This is a genomic window from [Flexibacter] sp. ATCC 35208 (assembly GCF_001975825.1).
Lineage (GTDB): Bacteria > Bacteroidota > Bacteroidia > Chitinophagales > Chitinophagaceae > Chitinophaga.
This window is the reverse complement of sequence record NZ_MTKN01000016.1, coordinates 127,389-145,596: the sequence shown is the minus strand read 5'-3', so window position 1 is coordinate 145,596 and position 18,208 is coordinate 127,389. Positions and strand designations below refer to the sequence as shown.

At 45.8% G+C, this 18,208-nt stretch carries 13 protein-coding genes; 7 read left to right on the top strand and 6 right to left on the bottom strand.

Annotated features, from left to right (window positions below):
* Positions 1 to 41 precede the first annotated feature (41 nt).
* Complete coding sequence (locus tag BW716_RS12545) at positions 42 to 998, bottom strand: SRPBCC family protein (protein WP_083722900.1); 957 nt, start codon at positions 996 to 998, stop codon at positions 42 to 44.
* Positions 999 to 1,264: 266 nt separating this feature from the next.
* Between BW716_RS12545 and BW716_RS12540 the strand changes: the two genes are divergently transcribed.
* The 3 genes from BW716_RS12540 to BW716_RS12530 all read left to right on the top strand — a co-directional run bounded on the left by BW716_RS12540 (position 1,265) and on the right by BW716_RS12530 (position 7,009).
* Entirely contained in the window at positions 1,265 to 4,423 is a 3,159-nt protein-coding gene (locus BW716_RS12540; protein WP_083722899.1) for a TonB-dependent receptor, read from the top strand.
* A 67-nt stretch (positions 4,424 to 4,490) separates the two neighbouring features.
* Positions 4,491 to 6,362, top strand: coding sequence for a RagB/SusD family nutrient uptake outer membrane protein (locus BW716_RS12535; RefSeq protein ID WP_083722898.1), 1,872 nt, complete (start codon positions 4,491 to 4,493; stop codon positions 6,360 to 6,362).
* 5 nt (positions 6,363 to 6,367) lie between these two features.
* Positions 6,368 to 7,009, top strand: coding sequence for a DUF3823 domain-containing protein (locus tag BW716_RS12530; RefSeq protein WP_083722897.1), 642 nt, complete (start codon positions 6,368 to 6,370; stop codon positions 7,007 to 7,009).
* Between the two features lie 188 nt (positions 7,010 to 7,197).
* Here BW716_RS12530 and BW716_RS12525 read toward each other — a convergent pair whose 3' ends face one another.
* Positions 7,198 to 10,647 (bottom strand): gliding motility-associated C-terminal domain-containing protein, encoded by a 3,450-nt coding sequence (locus BW716_RS12525; RefSeq protein ID WP_083722896.1) that lies wholly within the window; start codon positions 10,645 to 10,647, stop codon positions 7,198 to 7,200.
* Positions 10,648 to 10,742: 95 nt separating this feature from the next.
* On the opposite strand from BW716_RS12525, the gene BW716_RS12520 reads away from it, so the two are divergent.
* Entirely contained in the window at positions 10,743 to 11,969 is a 1,227-nt protein-coding gene (locus tag BW716_RS12520) for a hypothetical protein (RefSeq protein ID WP_083722895.1), read from the top strand.
* A gap of 3 nt (positions 11,970 to 11,972) precedes the next feature.
* Here the strand turns inward: BW716_RS12520 and BW716_RS12515 are convergent, their stop codons facing one another.
* Positions 11,973 to 12,383 carry a response regulator gene (locus BW716_RS12515; protein WP_083722894.1) on the bottom strand — a complete coding sequence of 137 codons (411 nt, stop codon included), beginning with the start codon at positions 12,381 to 12,383 and terminating at the stop codon, positions 11,973 to 11,975.
* 5 nt (positions 12,384 to 12,388) lie between these two features.
* Complete coding sequence (locus tag BW716_RS12510; RefSeq protein WP_235643631.1) at positions 12,389 to 13,663, bottom strand: ATP-binding protein; 1,275 nt, start codon at positions 13,661 to 13,663, stop codon at positions 12,389 to 12,391.
* Positions 13,664 to 14,076: 413 nt separating this feature from the next.
* Between BW716_RS12510 and BW716_RS12505 the strand changes: the two genes are divergently transcribed.
* Entirely contained in the window at positions 14,077 to 14,316 is a 240-nt protein-coding gene (locus BW716_RS12505; protein WP_083722893.1) for a DUF3820 family protein, read from the top strand.
* Positions 14,317 to 14,322: 6 nt separating this feature from the next.
* On the opposite strand, the gene fabF is transcribed toward BW716_RS12505, so the two are convergent.
* Together fabF and BW716_RS12495 are read right to left on the bottom strand one after the other, a co-directional pair.
* Positions 14,323 to 15,555: a beta-ketoacyl-ACP synthase II gene (gene fabF, locus BW716_RS12500; RefSeq protein ID WP_083722892.1), complete on the bottom strand. Its 1,233-nt coding sequence runs from the start codon at positions 15,553 to 15,555 to the stop codon at positions 14,323 to 14,325.
* Positions 15,552 to 16,103 (bottom strand): TetR/AcrR family transcriptional regulator, encoded by a 552-nt coding sequence (locus tag BW716_RS12495; RefSeq protein WP_083722891.1) that lies wholly within the window; start codon positions 16,101 to 16,103, stop codon positions 15,552 to 15,554. Before BW716_RS12495 ends, fabF begins: the two co-directional genes overlap by 4 nt.
* A 250-nt stretch (positions 16,104 to 16,353) precedes the next feature.
* Here BW716_RS12495 and BW716_RS12490 point away from each other — a divergent pair, with 250 nt between their 5' ends.
* Both BW716_RS12490 and BW716_RS12485 read left to right on the top strand, forming a co-directional pair.
* Entirely contained in the window at positions 16,354 to 16,827 is a 474-nt protein-coding gene (locus BW716_RS12490; protein ID WP_083722890.1) for a DinB family protein, read from the top strand.
* 9 nt (positions 16,828 to 16,836) lie between these two features.
* The gene (locus BW716_RS12485) at positions 16,837 to 18,021 is read left to right on the top strand and encodes an aminotransferase class V-fold PLP-dependent enzyme (RefSeq protein WP_083722889.1); all 1,185 of its coding nucleotides are present in this window, start codon (positions 16,837 to 16,839) and stop codon (positions 18,019 to 18,021) included.
* The last annotated feature ends 187 nt before the right edge of the window (positions 18,022 to 18,208 follow it).

The following is an 18,208-nucleotide window of genomic DNA, read 5'->3' as shown; positions in this document are numbered from 1 at the left end:
AAGTATAAACAACTTCTTTAAGTGATTTTATTTTCCCCCCTTTAGTTCTCACATCTTGTCTTCAGCACCTGCAATATATTTCCCTGTATATCCTTCATTATCCACTGCGCCCACACACTCGCATAAAAATTTAATGTCGTATTCAACTTGAAATGACTATACAAATGCACCCTGTAATAATCCTTCCCCAATTGCTCTAACTCATACGTTCCATTCAGCACATCAAAAAAATCCCCGCCTATCACAATATGTTCATCCATCGTAGTGGAAGGAATCTCATAAGGATTTGCCTTTATCGTAAACACCATTTTCTGCTGCACTACATACTCCGTTACCGTTTCATGAAACACTAATCCTCCTGTAAATATCGCTTCACGAACGCCGCCTACACCTGTATAATCCAGCTCCGCTTTTACAGGTCTTGGAAAATCCAGCATCTTTGTCAGCCACCCTTTATCCTGCGAAGCAGGGATCTCCCTCACCCTCGTTACATTCTCCCAGATCTTTCCTGCCGGTGCATGAATATCAATATGCGTATCTGCTTTATACCTGCCCGGGATCGCCCCGATCAGGTGCTCCACAGGTGCTACTACAAATGGTAATAACACCAATACCAGCGACACCTGCAATTTGTTTTTATCTCTCAGTTTATAATGCCTCGCAATCAATCCCCCAATAGAACTCAAAGCCAGAAACAATGGCATCGCCATGACCCAGCATCCCCAACCTTCCGTTTTAAACAGCAACGTGATTATCATAAAAACAGTCACTGTCAACCACGGCATCAATGCACTATAAATTTTACTCAATACATCTTCTCTTTTGGAAACAAAAACCGTCAAAGCCCCCATACCCATCGGTACCCCAAAGAGGAACCCGATCGTCATCAATCCCCATAACCCTTCCATAGTTCCGGAACTGAAAATAAAATGAGATAGTATCGCTACACAAACAGGTACAAGAATAACCGCTACTACCCGCAATGCATTTTTTATCATATAGGTATAATTTCTAAAACATAAATATAATCCAATCTTTATTTTCTCAAAGAATCGATTTATAATTGTTCTAATGACAATTATATTTTAAATTCACCCTGAAATTACCCGTTATAGAAAAAAATATTCTGACTAATAGTAGCACTGTACGTAGTTAAACCGATGATTTATACGAACTAAAACCCGGTTGCATCAGCATGCAAGGGCCCTTGCCATGCTGTTCAACATTCACCTCACATTTCCACTTAAACGTAAAAAAAGACGTTATGAAATTGCTTTACGCTTTTTTAGCGTTGCTGCTGCTCGTTTACGAACGGGCATACCCTCAGCAGCACGATCTGCAAACCTTTAACGGCATTGTCACAGATTCTGCCAATAACCCGATTCCCGGTGCCACCATAGCCGTCAAAAATGGTAACAAAGGCGTCGTGACCAAACCCGATGGCACCTTTTCACTATCTGCCATTCCCGGAAGCGTGGTGACCGTCAGTATCATCGGTTACCAGACCCGCGAAGTCACCCTCTCAGGCAACAGCCGTATCCAGATCTCCATGACCTCCCTGGCCAGTAACCTGACCGACATCGTCGTAGTGGGATATGGTGTGCAGCGCAAGGCATCTGTTACAGGGGCCGTAAGTACCCTGAAATCGGACGATCTGGTACGTACCCCTGCCACTACTACCTCCAGCGCTTTGGTGGGAAAAATGCCCGGTATTACGGCCAGAGCTGCCGACTCCCGTCCCGGTAATGGTACTTCTATCCAGATCCGTAACCTCGGGAACCCACTTTTTGTGATAGATGGGGTCCCTTACACCGGTAGCACCACTACCACTGCCTTCGGTTATACCACCGGCTCCGGTCAGGATATCTTTAACAACCTGGGACTGGATGATATCGAAAACATCACCATCCTCAAAGATGCTTCCGCCTCTATCTACGGTCTCCGCGCCTCCAACGGGGTCGTTCTTGTAACCACCAAAAAGGGCCGCAAAAACGACCAGCCGAACATTAACATGAGCGCTTACTATGGCTTCCAGAACTTTACCCGCTACCCACATCCTGCCAATGCCGGTCAGTATGTACGCGCACTGGTGGAATCCGAACAGAACCTGGGCCGTGATCCTTCATTGCTTTACACAAAAGACGAACTGGCAAAATGGGAGGCCGGTAAAGAAAAAGGCTACAAAAGCTATGACTACTACAAAGAAGTACTACGCCCCAATGTTCCGCAGTATTACCTGAGTGCCAACGCATCCGGTGGAGGTCCCCGCAATAGCTACTATATGTCCGTAAGCCGCCTCAAACAGGAAGCTGTGATCAAAGACTACAACTACGAGCGTACCAACCTGCAGGCCAACCTCGAAAGCAGCCTGGCAAAAGGTCTCAAAGTAGGTACCCAGATCAGTGGCCGCCTTGAAAAACGACACAATGTAGGCGTACCAGGTCTGGACGACTTCTTCAACCCATTCCTCAGTATCTTCAGCATGTGGCCCACCGAAAGTCCTTATGCGAACGATAACCCGAAATACATCAACCAGACCCACAATGTAAATGTGAACCCTGCCACCTACAAAGACGACATCACTGGTTATGTAGACGAATGGTGGCGTGGCATGAACGTAAACCTGAACGCCCAGTACGACTTCGATTTCGGTCTCACTGTAAAAGGCATCTACTCTTACAACTACATGAACGAAGAATTCGACGGCTTTGAATATACCTGGGACGCTTACAAATACGACGCGACCAACGACAGCTATTATACTGAAGCCGGTTTTGGTAACCAGAACCCATGGCGTGAAAGACACAAGCGAAATGTGATCTCCCGCTATGCTCAGTTCCAGCTTAGTTACAACCGCAAGTTCGGGGATCACAATATATCTGCTGTAGGTGCGTACGAGCTTTCTGACTACGATAACTCTTATTACGTAGTACATACTATTCCAACTAACAACTATGTGCCTACACAATACCTCGTGGAAGAAGACTATCTCTCCGACGAATGGTCGCTGGAAGCAAGAGCCGGTTACATCGGTCGTATCAACTACGATTACAAATCCAAATACCTCGTGGAGGTACTGGGTCGCTACGATGGTTCTTACATCTATGCACAGGGCCACCGCTGGGGTTTCTTCCCGGGTATATCCCTTGGCTGGCGCGTAACACAGGAGTCTTTCCTGAAAAAAGACTGGCTGAATGACCTGAAGCTGAGAGTGTCCTATGGTGAAACAGGTAGCGAAATCGGGTTCTCCGATGGCAGCGCGCCGACTTCATTTGGTTACCTCGCAGGTTATAACTTTAATCAGGGTGGTTCTGTACTGAACAGTAGCTATGTAATCGGTTTGCGCCCCCGTGGTTTACCTGTGACGGAGCTGTCATGGGTAAAGAACAGAACCTGGAACGCCGGTTTTGATTTCACAGTTTTGAATAATAAAATGAACGGTCAGTTCGACGTATTCGAACGCCGCCGCACAGGTCTGCCTGCTGCCCGCTACGACGTACTGTTGCCAAGCGAAGTAGGGTATACTTTACCCAACGCCAACCTGAATGCAGACGCCACCCGTGGTATAGAAGGTATGGTGACCTACATGGGCCAGCGTGGCAAGGTGAATTACAGCATTGGTGTCAATGCCACCTTTGCGCGTTTGAGAAGTCTGCATACGTACAAACCCCGATTTGGCAACGGTTGGGATGAATACCGTAACTCTATCGAAAACAGGTGGGCGAATGAATCCTGGGGTTATCACGTAACCGGCCGCTTCAACTCTGAAGACGAAATCAAAAACTATGGTATTGATAATGACGGACAAGGGAACCGTACCGAATTACCCGGCGATTTCAAATACGAAGATGTAAACGGCGATAAGATCATCAATGGCATGGACCAGCGTCCTATTGGCTATGCGCAGGGTGCACAGCCTTACATGAGCTTTGGGCTGAATGCCAGTATCGGTTACAAAGGGTTCACATTGAGAATGGATCTGGCAGGAGCTGCTATGCAGTCTTTTCTGCGTGACTGGGAACTGCGCTATCCATTCCAGAACAATGGTTCTTCTCCCGCATACATGCTGGCCAACCGCTGGCACAGGACCGATCCATACGATAACAGCTGTGCATGGGTAAGTGGTAAATACCCCGCTATCCGCAAGGACAATACCACACACGTGAACTACCAGGTAAACGATTTCTGGATTACGAACGTACACTACCTGCGCCTGAAGAACCTGGAACTGGCATACAATTTCTCCAAAACCCTCGTGAAGAAAATGGGGCTTTCTGCACTGCGTGTGTATGTAAATGGTACTAACCTGTTTTCATTTGACAATGTAAAGGAGTTTGAAATTGATCCTGAAATCAGTTCTTCCAATGGCCTGGTTTATCCGCAACAACGCTTGTACAATTTCGGCTTTAACGTGTCATTCTAAAAATGAATGAACTAAAGGTAAAATTAATTCCACCTGCGGTTGCGAAGCAACCTTTAAAAATCGTTGTATGAAAAAACTCTTTATACTCCTCCTCTTTCTGCTCTCCACCAGCTGTATGAAAGACTGGCTGGACCGGGAACCCCGCACCATCCTTTCCGACCAGCAGGTATGGAACGATCCTAAACAGATCGTAGCCCTCCTCGCGAATTTTTACGATCGGCTGCCTGCCGAATCAGGGCTTGTAGATGTCAATGACGGCTCCGATGGCCGCCTGTTCCAGTGGCGTGATATGGCCAACTTTGACGATGCCATGTGGAGTGGCCAGTCCAACGAAGATGGCCGTAACAACATCACCTCTTATAACTACAACAGCTGGTATCTCTGGAACTACACCTTTATCCGCGACCTCAATCTCGCATTGGAGAACATTGCCACTTACGGTGTAAACCTCACAGACGACCAGAAAAAACAATATAGCGCTGAACTCCGTTTTCTCCGTGCTTTCAATTACTTTGAATTAGTAAAAAGAATGGGAGGAGTGCCACTCATCACCACCCAACTCATCTACGACTACAGCGGCAATGTATCTAACCTGCAGCAGCCTCGCGCAAAGGAATCAGAAGTATACGACTTCATTGCCAGCGAAGTAGATGCAATTAAAAATGACCTTGGCAATGATGGCAGCGCTTCCCGCGCTAACAAATATACAGCGCTGGCATTGAAAAGCAGGGCGATGCTGTACGCTGGTTCCATCGCTAAGTACAATGGTCTCATGGCTGCACCCATCAGCACCCCTAATGGCGAAGTAGGCATTCCGGCTGCTATGGCGAACAACTATTACCAGCAGTCACTCGCCGCTTCACAGGAGATTATAAACAGTGGCGCTTATACTTTGTACAGGAACAATCCTGATGCAGGGGAGAACTTCTTCGAAGCAGTGACAAAGAAGGCATCCAACAAAGAAGTGATCTTTGTAAAAGATTATCTCCTGCCTACCCGCAAGCACGTGTTCTCTTATGACAATATCGCCCGTGGTATCCGTGAAGACAACCTCGGTTCGTCCTCCATAACACCCTCATTAAACCTTGTGGAAAGCTACGAATACTTAGATGGTACCAGCGGGGCATTAAAAATCCGCACTGCGGACAACAGTGATTTTATTTACTATGACAATGTGCAGGATATCTTTGCCAACAAAGACGCCCGCCTATATGGTACCATCATCTATCCCGGCACCACTTTCAAAGGCTTACAACTATCTATTCAGGCAGGTGTAATGGCATGGAACGATACCCGCAACGCCTACGATATCGTAGAAGGTAGCGACCTTGGCACCACTTACACAGATGGTAAATTGCTGACTGGCACCTCCGGCCCTCACCGCTCTATACAGGAAGTCTCCAACACGGGTTTCTACCTGAAAAAGTTCATTGATCCGAATGATAAAACCAGTACCCGTGGTGTACAGAGTGATGTATGGTGGGTATGGTTCAGACTCGGGGAAGTCTATCTCAATGCAACAGAAGCCGCCTTTGAATTAGGTCAGACCGGCATAGCGTTGAATTATATCAATACCCTGCGCGAACGCGCCGGTTTCCCTGCGAACAGCGTGACAGTGTTAACGAATGAACGCATCCGCAATGAGCGGAGGGTAGAACTGGCTTTCGAAGACCACCGGTTATGGGACCTGAAGCGATGGCGTATTGCAGACAAGGTATGGAATGGCAGCACATCCAGTGCCGATGCTATGATCTATGCGTTGTATCCTTATAGGGTGATCCGTCCCGGAAATGCACACGATGGCAAGTATGTGTTTGTAAAAATGGTAGCGCCCCGTTTCCGCGCACCCCGCTTCTTCCAGCTGGGTAATTACTACACTGCCATTGACCAGTCTGTACTGAACAATAATCCTAAGATTATTAAAAATCCATTCCACTAAACGTTATGAGATACTTATTGCTCACATCCCTGGTGCTGATATTCGCAGCAGGATGTAAAAAAGATAACTTCGAAAAGCCAAAGTCTACACTCACCGGCCGTGTTGTGTATGATAAAAATGCAATTGGGGTACGTTCCAATGGCGTACAGGTAGAGCTGTGGCAGCATGGATATGAATTGTTTTCGAAGATCCCTGTATATGTAGGACAGGATGGGGCTTTTTCTGCTATATTATTTGATGGTGATTATAAATTAGTATTGCGGCAGGGGAATGGCCCCTGGCTGGATGATGCGGATTCGCTTGATGTAAAGGTGAATGGATCTGCGAGTGTAGATATTTCTGTGAATCCTTATTTCATTATCAGCAATGCGACATTTACAAAAAGTGGTACGTTGCTCACAGCGACTGTATCCATACAACAGATCAACAATAATCTGCCACTGGAATCAGTGAATCTTTATATTGGAAATACCAATATTGTAGACCAGGTGAACAACATCAAAAGCACGGCTGTAACGCCTGATATATCAGGGCCGGTCACGATACAAGTGACCTTGCCTGCGGATGCGGCGTATTATGCAAGGGTAGGGGTGAAGACGGCTGGTGTGGCAGAACAGGTGTATTCTGAAGTGAAAAAAGTAGAATAAAAGCATTCATGAAAGAGGGAATTCACCAACCGGGGATGAAAACCATTTTCAAAGAAAAAGAGGGCATAAATAAATAATTAAAACCTCTGAGAATCGCATAAATAGAAACCTGGCTCCATTAGGTATCTGAATAAAAAGGGCGTGTATCTTTCTTTTGATACACGCCCTTTTTTGAATAAATAACGATTTTATTTTACCAATAGCACCGTTCCTTTTATCTGAGCATTGCCAGCTTTGATGTAGTATACATAAGCACCCGGTTTCGCATTCGCACCATCCCATCCAAAAGACTTATCATTCGGCACACCCTGATGTCTTTCAAACACTTTATTCCCCCACCTGTCAAAGATCAGGAAGTCGTCAATAGCAATAATATCTTTAGAACCAATGATATAAAATACATCATTCACACCATCCCCGTTGGGACTAAAGGCATTTGGCATGGAGAACAGATCTTTCACGGACGTATGTACATACACAGAAGCCGTATCCGTGCAGAAATATTCATTCTTAATAGCCAGCGTATAGATCACTGACGATACAGCATGTACAGTAGGGTAGAGGCAATTCGTACAGGATAATCCTTCTGTCGGTGTCCAGGCTAGCGTAGCTGGCAATTCGCCGCCTGTGAGCATCGGGGATAGTTGTATATCCTGGAATCGGCCTACTTCCAGTACATGTGGTTCAAAACCCACTGTAAATGGAGAAGTATATGCCGCATCGCTGTTATTGGTATAGTCTGTCTCTTTTAATAAAGCATTCGCATTCACCACCGCAGTTAACTCTCCGCTGAATGGCGTACTTACTACCTGCGTGTAAGTATGACAGCTACCTGCTGTAGCAGCGTCTTTATAAAACAATGGTTTTAATAAGGAATCGCCATCATAGAAGGATACGGTCAGGTCTTTCGGAATACTGTCATAGCCATTGCCGGTGCAGATCTCAAAGGTGACGATGGTATGGGTATTGTCATAACATTTCACATCAGAAATGGTCATGGTCAGATCAGGAGGTATTAATCGCACAATACCTGATACAGATAAATTACAACCGTAAGCGTTTGTCATAATAGCATATATACCGGCACTGTCCCTGACGGTGATGGTCGGTGTAGCCGTTGTAGCGCCCAACAGGCTATTTGCACCTTCTGTACGCCATGCATAAGTCGCAGCTGTAAAGTTACTCACAGCAGTATTCAACGTATACGAAGCTCCCCGCATCACAGTCGTATCCGCAGGCAGCATACTACCAGCCGGCAATGTATATGTACCAGTGGTCGTATTATTGGTCGTATCTGTTTCTGCCCATGTACCTGTATTCACTTTTATACTGAAAGGAGAAACGCCTTTTAAAGTTACATGATAGGTTTCACAGGCATCTGCACTATACGCAGCAATGGTATAGTTATTCCCAATCACCAAACCATTTCCATCATAAAAGCTCAGGTTTAGATCCTGTGGTACATTTCCCGCAATGTAGTTATTACACACTTCAAATGTGATATACATACTATCATTCCGGGCGCATTCTGTGCTCAGTACATTGGCAGTATAGTCATCTACAGGGGCAATGTGTATGGTGGTAAATGTGGTATCATAACAATTGTTCCCATTCGTCACTTTCACTGTTTGCTGATACAACGTATCCTTACGATATGGTGCTGTGAAAGTAGTGGTCGTACAATTATCACAACTTACATATGTAGTGGGTGTCCATGTTACAGTATTGATCGCCCCACCAGATACTACTGCTGGTGTCAGGTCAATGGTCTCCGCGGGTGTCATGGCAATATCGGCGGGCGTGAGCTGGATCCTGAACCGGTAATTATTCATCATGGCGGTGTTCGTACCAAATTTAGCAATCAGGGTATCCGCATATGCATTCAGGATAAATGTTTCCAGGTAAGATGCACATTTACCTTTCAGATCGTAAGGCAATAAATAAACACCAATGGAATCATGCGTGCCGTTATACAAAGTAATAAGCGTACCCTTTGGAATTGTCTGATAACCGAAGTTGTAGAAGTATAAAGAGATCTGTAACTGCGTCTGATTATAACATGCCACACTGTTCAGGTACACATGTCCATCAGCGGTAGGATCATCGACTACAATCGTTACGTAGTTGGTCGTATCATAGCAACTGCCATCAGTCGCAATGAGTCTTACCTGGTAAGTGCCCGGTGTCTGAAACACATAAGTCAGATCCTCAGTGGTCGCAACTTCCGTTTCACCGGCGCCCAGTTTTATTCTCCATGAATAGCTGCTGGCATTGATAGAACGATTTGTAAACAACACACTATCCAGTTCTACACCTGCTTTGGAAGCGATCTTTCTTTTATCAGGATAAAAGCGGGCAGTCACCCCACAACTGACCTGTAGTATATCCTGCATGCTGCTAAAACAACCGGAGGCATCGTATGCACGCAATACGACCACATAGCTTTTCTTCTCTGTTACATGTAGACTGAAGCTGGCACCCGTACTCACCACCACATTATCTACCAGCCACTGATAGGTAGTTGCGCCTGTAGAAGTATTTGTAAAATTCACTGTACTCCCCATCAAAGGATAATCCGCATCCTTCGTAAAACCCGCTACAGCAGCAGTAGCGCAAGGTGGGTTACACAACGTACTGCCAATCATCCCCGGCAGACTGCTCCCGATAAAATCACGCATACGCTGTGCCTGTCCTTCTGTAAAAGACATGACACAACCCGTACCGCCACCATAGTCCATAAAGTTATCCGGCAGGTCCGGTACATCAGTTGTAAACCCGGATAAGGTGTCGGTACTACATGAATTCTCGGGATTGCTACAGGGGAATCCACCATTGATAGATTTATCTGGTGGCGTATCGCACACCATATCTCCATCTGTGGTACAATCATCATTTTTACAATCCTGGTTGGCAAAAGTGTGAATGAGGCTGAGGTAGTGCCCCATTTCGTGCGCCACGAGGTCTACTCCCAATCCAGATACCACTACATCGCCACCAGCACTGGCATAGCCGGCCATGTGCATGCGGGTCCAGGCGCCGCATTCAAATGTCTGCAGAAACTCGGATTTGATGCCGGATACGACCCAGATATTGATATAGCGGCTACCATCCCATTTACCAAGGGCGGTAAGCGCATCTCCTTCCATATCCGCGTCAAAATCAGAGAGATAAGACTTTGTACGTAATATCCCGGTGGTAGCGCCGCCATCAGGGTCAGTTTTGGCAAGGCAAAATTGTATACGGGTATCCGTTCTTGCTCCTGCAAATGCCCCGGTTTTGCCATAGGCATCGTTCAGTGCCGCGAGGGCATCTGTTACATCCTGGTCCGTAATGGAAGCGGGATCTTCATTGATGATATGAAAAACGACGGGCAATGTATAATCCGCCGCAGCTAACCTGTTAGTATTCATTAGGATAGCATGATTGGTCTTCTTTTCTTTTTGTCTGAAAGCGGTGCTTTGGCGCCATGTATTCATCATCATATCCGTACCACATGAACGGGGATTGATAGATAACCATCTGGCTGTGAGAGAAGGTTGTCCAACTACCTGAGGAACTGGATATTGTGCTCTTAGAGATATGGCGTACAACAGGCAGATACAGGATAGCAGGCACCTTCGCAGGTTTTTCGTAGGCATAGGTTCTTAGTCGTGGTTATGATCGATAAAGATAAACAGAAATTCTCCTTGCTATGTCAATTATAATATATTATTTTTATTCAAAATGCCGGCTGATGGACCTTGAAATACTGAAGCAAGAGTTACTAACCAGGTGGAAACATGCATTTAATGAGCTATCCCTTCTACCCGAATATAAAGCGAAGATCCTGACCGAGAAGTATGTGCCTGGATTCAGATATGATCTGAAAGACTATGGAACCCAGGCATTTATGCTGCCTGAAGGGAAAATATTCCCCGAAGCCCGTGCCAGAGAGATCAATGATTATCATTTTTATGGATTTGGAGAAGATGGAAAGCCCGTTTATACTGCATTTCGCCATGTGGTGAATAATATAAACTGGGAAGGATATTATTCTTATAGTGACAATGTTGTCGAGTATGTTGAATATTGCATTACAGAACATACACAAATACCTTCCTGTATAAAACGAATGCTTTACAAAGATGGCAGAAAGGTAGGTTGGCAATCCCTCCTCGTCAATACCCGGGGCAGTGCCAATAACTACAGCGGAATGAGTGCAGATGACATGATCACTGATATGTTGGAAGATCATTATTCCCTCTTTATCAGCATAGAAGAATACAACTGGGAGAATGACCGTATCCTCACTGCCGACGGCCTCGGTATGGCCCCCGGACACGGTGAGTACCAATATCGTCAGGATTATACGTACACACCCGATGGTCAGCTGGACGAAATCAGGGCCGTTTGCGAAACGGGTACTGAGCGGCTCACCTGGGTCAGACCGGATGATACACTGAACGTACATGCACTGGAAGAAGAAGTGGCCGAAAAGCTCGCTGAAGCCATCGTAGATACGCTTACTGCATCCCGGATCGAAACACCGCTATCCCTGCTGGAAATCAACTACCACGAAATAGCTGAATATATTCCCTCTCTTTCTCCACGCTCACAGGCTTTTACTACTGAAATCTCCCGCCGTCATCAGGACGAAGACATCTTTGATCTGATCTTTTTATCGACAGAGATGGATCACCCGTATATGCCTATTCGTACGGAGAAATTTGAACGGCCTTTCAAGCAGTTCATGCAGATCATAGAGCGCGAAGAGAAGTGGGAAATAGCCGCCGGCATGCTGCGCAAAGTAGCGTGGTTACTCACGACAAATAAGTTGTACAACCGCCTGCCGGTGAGTGATGACTTTGCAGCGTATGCGATTGACTGGGAATCAGATATGGAGGAGTTTGAGAGAATTTTGAGGGAATGCGGAGTGGTACCGGATGTAATATCATCCTGGCAGGAAAAAGGGTGGTTGTAATTTTTAAGCGTTAAAGTATGCGTCGAGAATGTCTTCCATTAACCCGGTCGTCAATGGTTTGTTTCTAAACCCGGATACATCAGGATGACTGATAGCCCGTTTATGATCATCGGGGTTCATAGACGTAGTGAGCATCACTACGACTACCTGTCCTTTTTCCTTATCGCCCAGTTTGTTGTATTCATCGAGAAATTCCCAGCCATTCAGGGCAGGCATATTAATGTCCAGCAAAATGAGGTCAGGCTGACCCTGTGTTGTTTCTTTGCAGGCTTTCAGGTAATCCAGTGCTTCCGCACCATTCCATGCCACATGCACATGGTTCGCACAATCCATTTTTTTAATCACCATTTGGCTGATGAAATTGGTGGCTTCATCGTCTTCAACTAATAGGATGGAATGTAATTTTCTGTTCATGTGGTTTATGCTGAAATTGTAAAATAAAATTGACTCCCTACGCCTGGTGTGGAGGTAAGCCAGATCTCGCCTCCGTGGAGGGAAACGATCTTTTTACAGTGAGCCAGTCCAATGCCTGTGCCTTCGTATTGGAGTTTATTGTGCAGGCGTTGAAAGATCTCAAATACCTTTTCCTGATAACGAGGTGCGATGCCGATCCCATTGTCTGAAAACATGAATTCGTATTCATGTTCTCTTTTCACACAGGTAATGCGGATCACAGGAGGCACATCCTGCTGTCTGAACTTAATTGCATTACTCAACAGATTTTGAAATAATAATTTCAGTTCTATTGGGTAGGCATGAACGATAGGTAAGTTTTCCATAATCACCTGTGCCTTGCTCTCGTGTATGGCTGTGCGCAAATCGTCTACTACCGTCAGGATGATCTGGTTACAATCTACAGCCTCCTTCTGCTTCACATTGCCGATACGTGAGTAGTCCAGCAGGGCTTTGATCAGGTCACTCATGCGATTACTTGACTGGCGGATAAAGCGAAGGTAGTTGTCCGCAGTTTCATCCAGTTTGCCGGTATATTCCGTGGCCACCAGTTCTACCAATGTGCTGATAGAGCGTAATGGTTCCTGCATATCATGGGAGGCGATGTAGGTAAATTGTTCCAGCTCCCGGTTTTCCACTTCCAGTTTACGAAGGTATAACTGGGTCTGGTCTTCCATCTGTTTCCGCTCGGTGAGGTCGCGGGTAATTTTGATAAACCCGGTTAACTCACCTTCATTATTGCGAAGGGCAGTGATGGTCACACTACTCCAGAACAGGGTACCGTCTTTATGCACCCGGTAGTCTTCGTTTTGAACGCGACCATCCTGGATAGCGGTGGATAAGAGCTTTTCAGGTATACACTCAGCTCTGGCAGCTGGTGTGTAAAACATCCTGAAATTTTTGCCTGTGATTTCCTGTGCGGTGTACCCTTTGATACGTTCCGCACCCTTGTTCCAGGTCAGGATATTTCCATCAGGATCGAGGGTGATGATCCCATAGTCCTGGATTTCGCCCACCAGGCTGGAATATGATTCCTGTGATAACTTTAATAGTTTTTCGGTGGCAGCGAGTTTATTTTCTACTTCTCTGAGCCGCTCGCCTAGTGTGGTAATACTATTCCTCAACAGGTCCATACTCAGATCATCTCCTTCAAGGAGATCCTTTTCGGCTTGTTTAGAATGAATATATCGCAGTAGTAATTCGTACAATTCGGCTTTGCTCTGCCTGATCTCTTGCTCCATTGCCCCGGTTTTTTTTTTAAGCGTCATAATGGCCTGAAAAAGGTAAAACCGGTTACAGACATAAATATCTGCAACCGGCTATTCTCATAACCACTCTTCTGGGGGGATGTTTAAATCAAAAAGTTCACAAAAATGCAAAATGAAAATGTGCCTTTTTGTACAAAGCTGTTGCAAATAGGTATAGACACTGCAAGTAAGATTCACACGACTATTTCCAGATATTAAATTGGTAATGAATTCGTTAATTTGTCACTTAATGTATTGTCGCCATATCGGCAGCGCTTGTAAAAGTCCCTTTATTCCAATATATCTGCTTAGACAGATATAGATATTTTTTAATAATGAAAGTATATACGGAAGTGTCAAAAAAATGGATTTAAATTCAAAAAAATATATTTGCAAAAAGTAAGCTTATGGAAATAGCAGGACCGGATCCGGAGATTTTTAAACAGTTGGTAACGATGAGAATGCCTTTTGGAAAGTATAAGGATGTATTGCTGTGCGATTTGCCGGTGTCTTACCTGGAGTGGTTTAATCGGGAAGGATGGCCGAAGGGAAAGCTGGGGATGTTGCTAAGTACGATGTACGAGATCAGGCTGAATGGGTTGATGGATCTGTTAAAGCCTTTGAGAGGCGGTACTCTCAAAGGCTGATTATTTTTATATAGCTTTAAAGACCACAATGCCATTGTGACCTCCAAAACCAAAGGTATTACTCATTGCGACGTTTACCTTTTTCTTTACTGCACTACCTAATATGATATTGAGTCCTGCCGGAATAGCAGGGTCAAGTTCAGTCGTATTGATGGTAGGTGGGATCACTCCATTTTTGATACTTAATATAGAAGCAATTGCTTCTATAGCACCCGCAGCACCCAAAAGGTGACCGGTCATAGACTTGGTGGCACTGATGGCGACAGATGGTTCAAGCAGCCTGGTAATGGCCGCAATTTCACTTAGGTCCCCTACGGGTGTACTGGTCGCGTGTGCGTTCAGATAATCTACCTGAGAGGGGTTTAAACCACCATCTTCCAGCGCTCTTTTCATTGCTTCGTAGGCACCCAGTCCCTGCGGGTGTGTAGCGGTCATATGGTAGGCATCAGCAGTCATGGCAGCACCGGCTACTTCTGCATAGATGTGTGCACCTCTCGCTACCGCATGTTCGTATTCTTCCAGTACCAGTGCACCGGCGCCTTCACCCATCACGAATCCATCTCTGCCTGTATCAAATGGTCTGCTTGCATGGGCAGGATCTCCGTTGCGCTGCGACATAGCTTTCATGGCACAGAATCCACCTACGGAAGCCTCCGTAATCGGCGCTTCAGAACCACCGGTGATGATCACTTTGGCCTTGCCCCAGCGAATGTAATTGAGTGCATCCATGATGGCCGTATTGCTGGTAGAACAGGCAGATACGGTGGTATAGTTGATCCCCATTAACCCGAAGCGGATTGAGATCATACCCGATGCCATGTTCGCAATTAATTTTGGCACAAAGAAAGGATTGAAACGCGGCTGGAAATTATTCTCCACATATTCTTTTACCTGTTCTTCGAAGGTCTGCATACCACCCTGACCAGAACCCCAGATCACCCCTGTATCGAAGGGGTTCATGGTGGCAAAGTCAATGCCTGAATCGTCTACCGCCTGTTGGGCGGCAATGAGTGCGTATTGGGTAAACGGATCCGTTTTCCTGATATCATTCTTATCTAAATATTGTAAAGGATCATAGTCCTTGATCTCGCAGGCGAATTGCGTTCGAAACTTACTGGCGTCGAATTTTGTGATCATCGCAGCGCCGCTTTTGCCCGCCAGCAAATTGTCCCAGAAGGCTTTCACGTGATTCCCGATAGGCGTGATCGCGCCTAAGCCGGTGATTACTACTCTTTTCATAAAATATCGTCTAATAATTGTTTGCTGATTTTTTCAAATGCGGTTTCTCCCATAACACGGCTGAGGAGGAGAGAAGCGAGCAGGTTGGAAACGATTAATAATGCCCGGTCCCCGGCGGTGCCTTTGAAGTGAAAGATACCCTTTTTTTGTCCGTTTTCGAGACATTCTGTAACCCAGGTTATGACAGAAGCACTGAATTGTCGCAGGCGCGCCTGCATATTTTCAGGCAGCGTATTGTAATCCGGGGATAGGGATCCCATGATACAGACCATGTGGGAATTGCATTTGTTTTCGAAAGAGGCAATGAGGTGGCGCAGCTGCTTATCTTCCGGCAGGGCTTCCCAATTGGCAATTCCGTTATTCATCCAGGTGATTTCCTGGTCAATGACGGCCATGCCAAGGTCGGCCTTGGTGGGGAAATAGTAGTGAACTGCGGCATTCTTAATGGCCAGCGGATCGGATATGTCTTTGTAACTGAAGGCGTTAAAGCCTTTTGTTTTGATCAGCTGGTCAGCCAGGTCGACTATTTTTTCTTTGGTGTCCTGCATGGGAGCAAAGATACTTACTTATTAGTAAGTAAACAAATGGCAATAGCAAAGTCATAGTAAAGCTATAGTGTAGCTTCGATATAATAACGTCACTATAAGGACACTATAACGTCACTATAAGGGCACTTCAATATCCAAGGGATAATGAGGTGCCCTTATAGTGACCTTTTGGTAGCGAAGTTGTAGCGAAGCTACACCGAAGCTTTGCCGGCTTGGCACCCTGTTTGACGCCTATTCCAAAAAGCAAATCATGGTACAAAAAGAAGTCATTAAATCATTAGAAGAGCTCCTCACAGGCAGTCATGCCCATATCTCATTCGAAGATGCCGTCAACGGGGTACCTGAAAAAATAAGAGGAGTCGTACCGGAAAATATGCCTTACAGCATCTGGCAACTGGTAGAACACATTCGCATTGCCCAATGGGATATATTAGAGTTCTCAAAAAATCCAGGTCACCAGTCCCCACCCTGGCCAGAAGGTTACTGGCCCAGGGAGCCGGCGCCCAAAGACGACGAAGCCTGGAAGCACAGCATCACCCAGATCAAAAAGGATTGCGCAGAATTTATTAAATTGCTCAAACGACCTGATGCAGATCTTTTCGAGCCCTTTACACATGGAGATGGGCAACACCTCTTCCGCGAAGCACTGCTGATTGCTGATCATAACAGTTACCATACCGGCGAAATTGTGGCTGTGAGAAGAATGCTGGGGGCGTGGAAATAAATAAATACCATGGACATCGCTAACCTAAGGGCAGATACACCCGGCTGCCAGACCAAAGTACACTTTAATAATTCCGGCGCTGCTTTACCACCTTACCCGGTATTGCAGGCCATGCAGGATTATCTTGCTGAAGAAGCTAATTGTGGAGGTTATGAAACGGCGGCAGCTAATGCAACTGCCCTTAACCGTTTTTATCTGGCCGCAGGAAGATTGCTGAATGCTTCTGCGAAGAATATTGCATTTACCAGCAGCGCGACAAACAGTTTTGCGCGGGCGCTTTCGTGCATTCCATTTAAAAAGAGAGATGTGGTGGTAATTGCCAATGAAGATTATGCGAGTAACCAGTTGCAGTTCCTCTCGTTGGAAGAGCGGTTTGGAATAGAGCTGGTACGTGCACATAGTATGCCGGAAGGTGGTGTGGATGTGGATCACATGGCATCATTAATTCGTGATAGAAATCCCAGGCTCGTGTCACTCACACACGTTCCTTCAAATACCGGTTTAATCCAGCCTGTGGCGGAAATAGGAAAAGTATGCCGTGAACTGGACATACCTTATCTCGTAGATGCGTGTCAGTCAGCCGGACAATTACCATTGGATGTAGAAGAGATGGGGTGTGATTTTCTTTGTGCTACGCTGCGTAAATACCTGCGTGGACCAAGGGGTGCGGGATTTTTATATGTGTCTGACAGGATATTGCATAAACCCTGGTATCCGTTGTTTTTAGATATGTATGCAGCTACCTGGACGGATGATGATACCTTCATTCCGGCATCGGATGCAAAACGCTTTCAGGACTGGGAGCAGTCTTATGCATTGATAGCAGGTGGTTATGCCGCTGTACATTATGCCAATGAAATCGGGTTACAAAATATTGCGGACCGGAATAAATACCTGTGCGGGTTATTGCGTCCACGGCTGGAATCCCTGCCGGGTGTAACGTTGTTAGATAAAGGAAAGGAACTGGCCAGTATCATCACCCTGTCTGCACCTGTCAGTGATCCGCAATGGCTGTTGACTTCACTGCGTGAGCGAAATATAAATACAGCCATTAGTGTGACATCCAGTGCGTTGATCGATTTTAAATCAAAGGGCGTGAACTGGGCGCTGCGCATATCCCCGCATTATTACAATACGGAAGATGAAATTGATATTTTGCTGGATGCGCTGGAATCATTATTTGCAAATCCATAAGGGAGGCATCCACCAAAAAGAAACGGGGATGTATCATAAATAACTGGAGGGCCATGAGAATGGCATGTACGAAAATTCTCTCCATCTGGTAGGTACCCGAATAAAACATTCATGAAAGATGGAATTCTCCAACGTGGAATGAAAACATTTTCAAAGAAAAAGGGGGCGTCTCGAATTTCTGAGACGC

Bases quoted from the DNA above. Each gene is read 5' to 3' on its own strand.
- BW716_RS12545 (WP_083722900.1), bottom strand. From the start codon at position 998: ATGATAAAAAATGCATTGCGGGTAGTAGCGGTTATTCTTGTACCTGTT.
- BW716_RS12540 (WP_083722899.1), top strand. From the start codon at position 1,265: ATGAAATTGCTTTACGCTTTTTTAGCGTTGCTGCTGCTCGTTTACGAA.
- BW716_RS12535 (WP_083722898.1), top strand. From the start codon at position 4,491: ATGAAAAAACTCTTTATACTCCTCCTCTTTCTGCTCTCCACCAGCTGT.
- BW716_RS12530 (WP_083722897.1), top strand. From the start codon at position 6,368: ATGAGATACTTATTGCTCACATCCCTGGTGCTGATATTCGCAGCAGGA.
- BW716_RS12525 (WP_083722896.1), bottom strand. From the start codon at position 10,647: ATGCCTACGAAAAACCTGCGAAGGTGCCTGCTATCCTGTATCTGCCTG.
- BW716_RS12520 (WP_083722895.1), top strand. From the start codon at position 10,743: ATGGACCTTGAAATACTGAAGCAAGAGTTACTAACCAGGTGGAAACAT.
- BW716_RS12515 (WP_083722894.1), bottom strand. From the start codon at position 12,383: ATGAACAGAAAATTACATTCCATCCTATTAGTTGAAGACGATGAAGCC.
- BW716_RS12510 (WP_235643631.1), bottom strand. From the start codon at position 13,663: ATGGAGCAAGAGATCAGGCAGAGCAAAGCCGAATTGTACGAATTACTA.
- BW716_RS12505 (WP_083722893.1), top strand. From the start codon at position 14,077: ATGGAAATAGCAGGACCGGATCCGGAGATTTTTAAACAGTTGGTAACG.
- fabF (WP_083722892.1), bottom strand. From the start codon at position 15,555: ATGAAAAGAGTAGTAATCACCGGCTTAGGCGCGATCACGCCTATCGGG.
- BW716_RS12495 (WP_083722891.1), bottom strand. From the start codon at position 16,103: ATGCAGGACACCAAAGAAAAAATAGTCGACCTGGCTGACCAGCTGATC.
- BW716_RS12490 (WP_083722890.1), top strand. From the start codon at position 16,354: ATGGTACAAAAAGAAGTCATTAAATCATTAGAAGAGCTCCTCACAGGC.
- BW716_RS12485 (WP_083722889.1), top strand. From the start codon at position 16,837: ATGGACATCGCTAACCTAAGGGCAGATACACCCGGCTGCCAGACCAAA.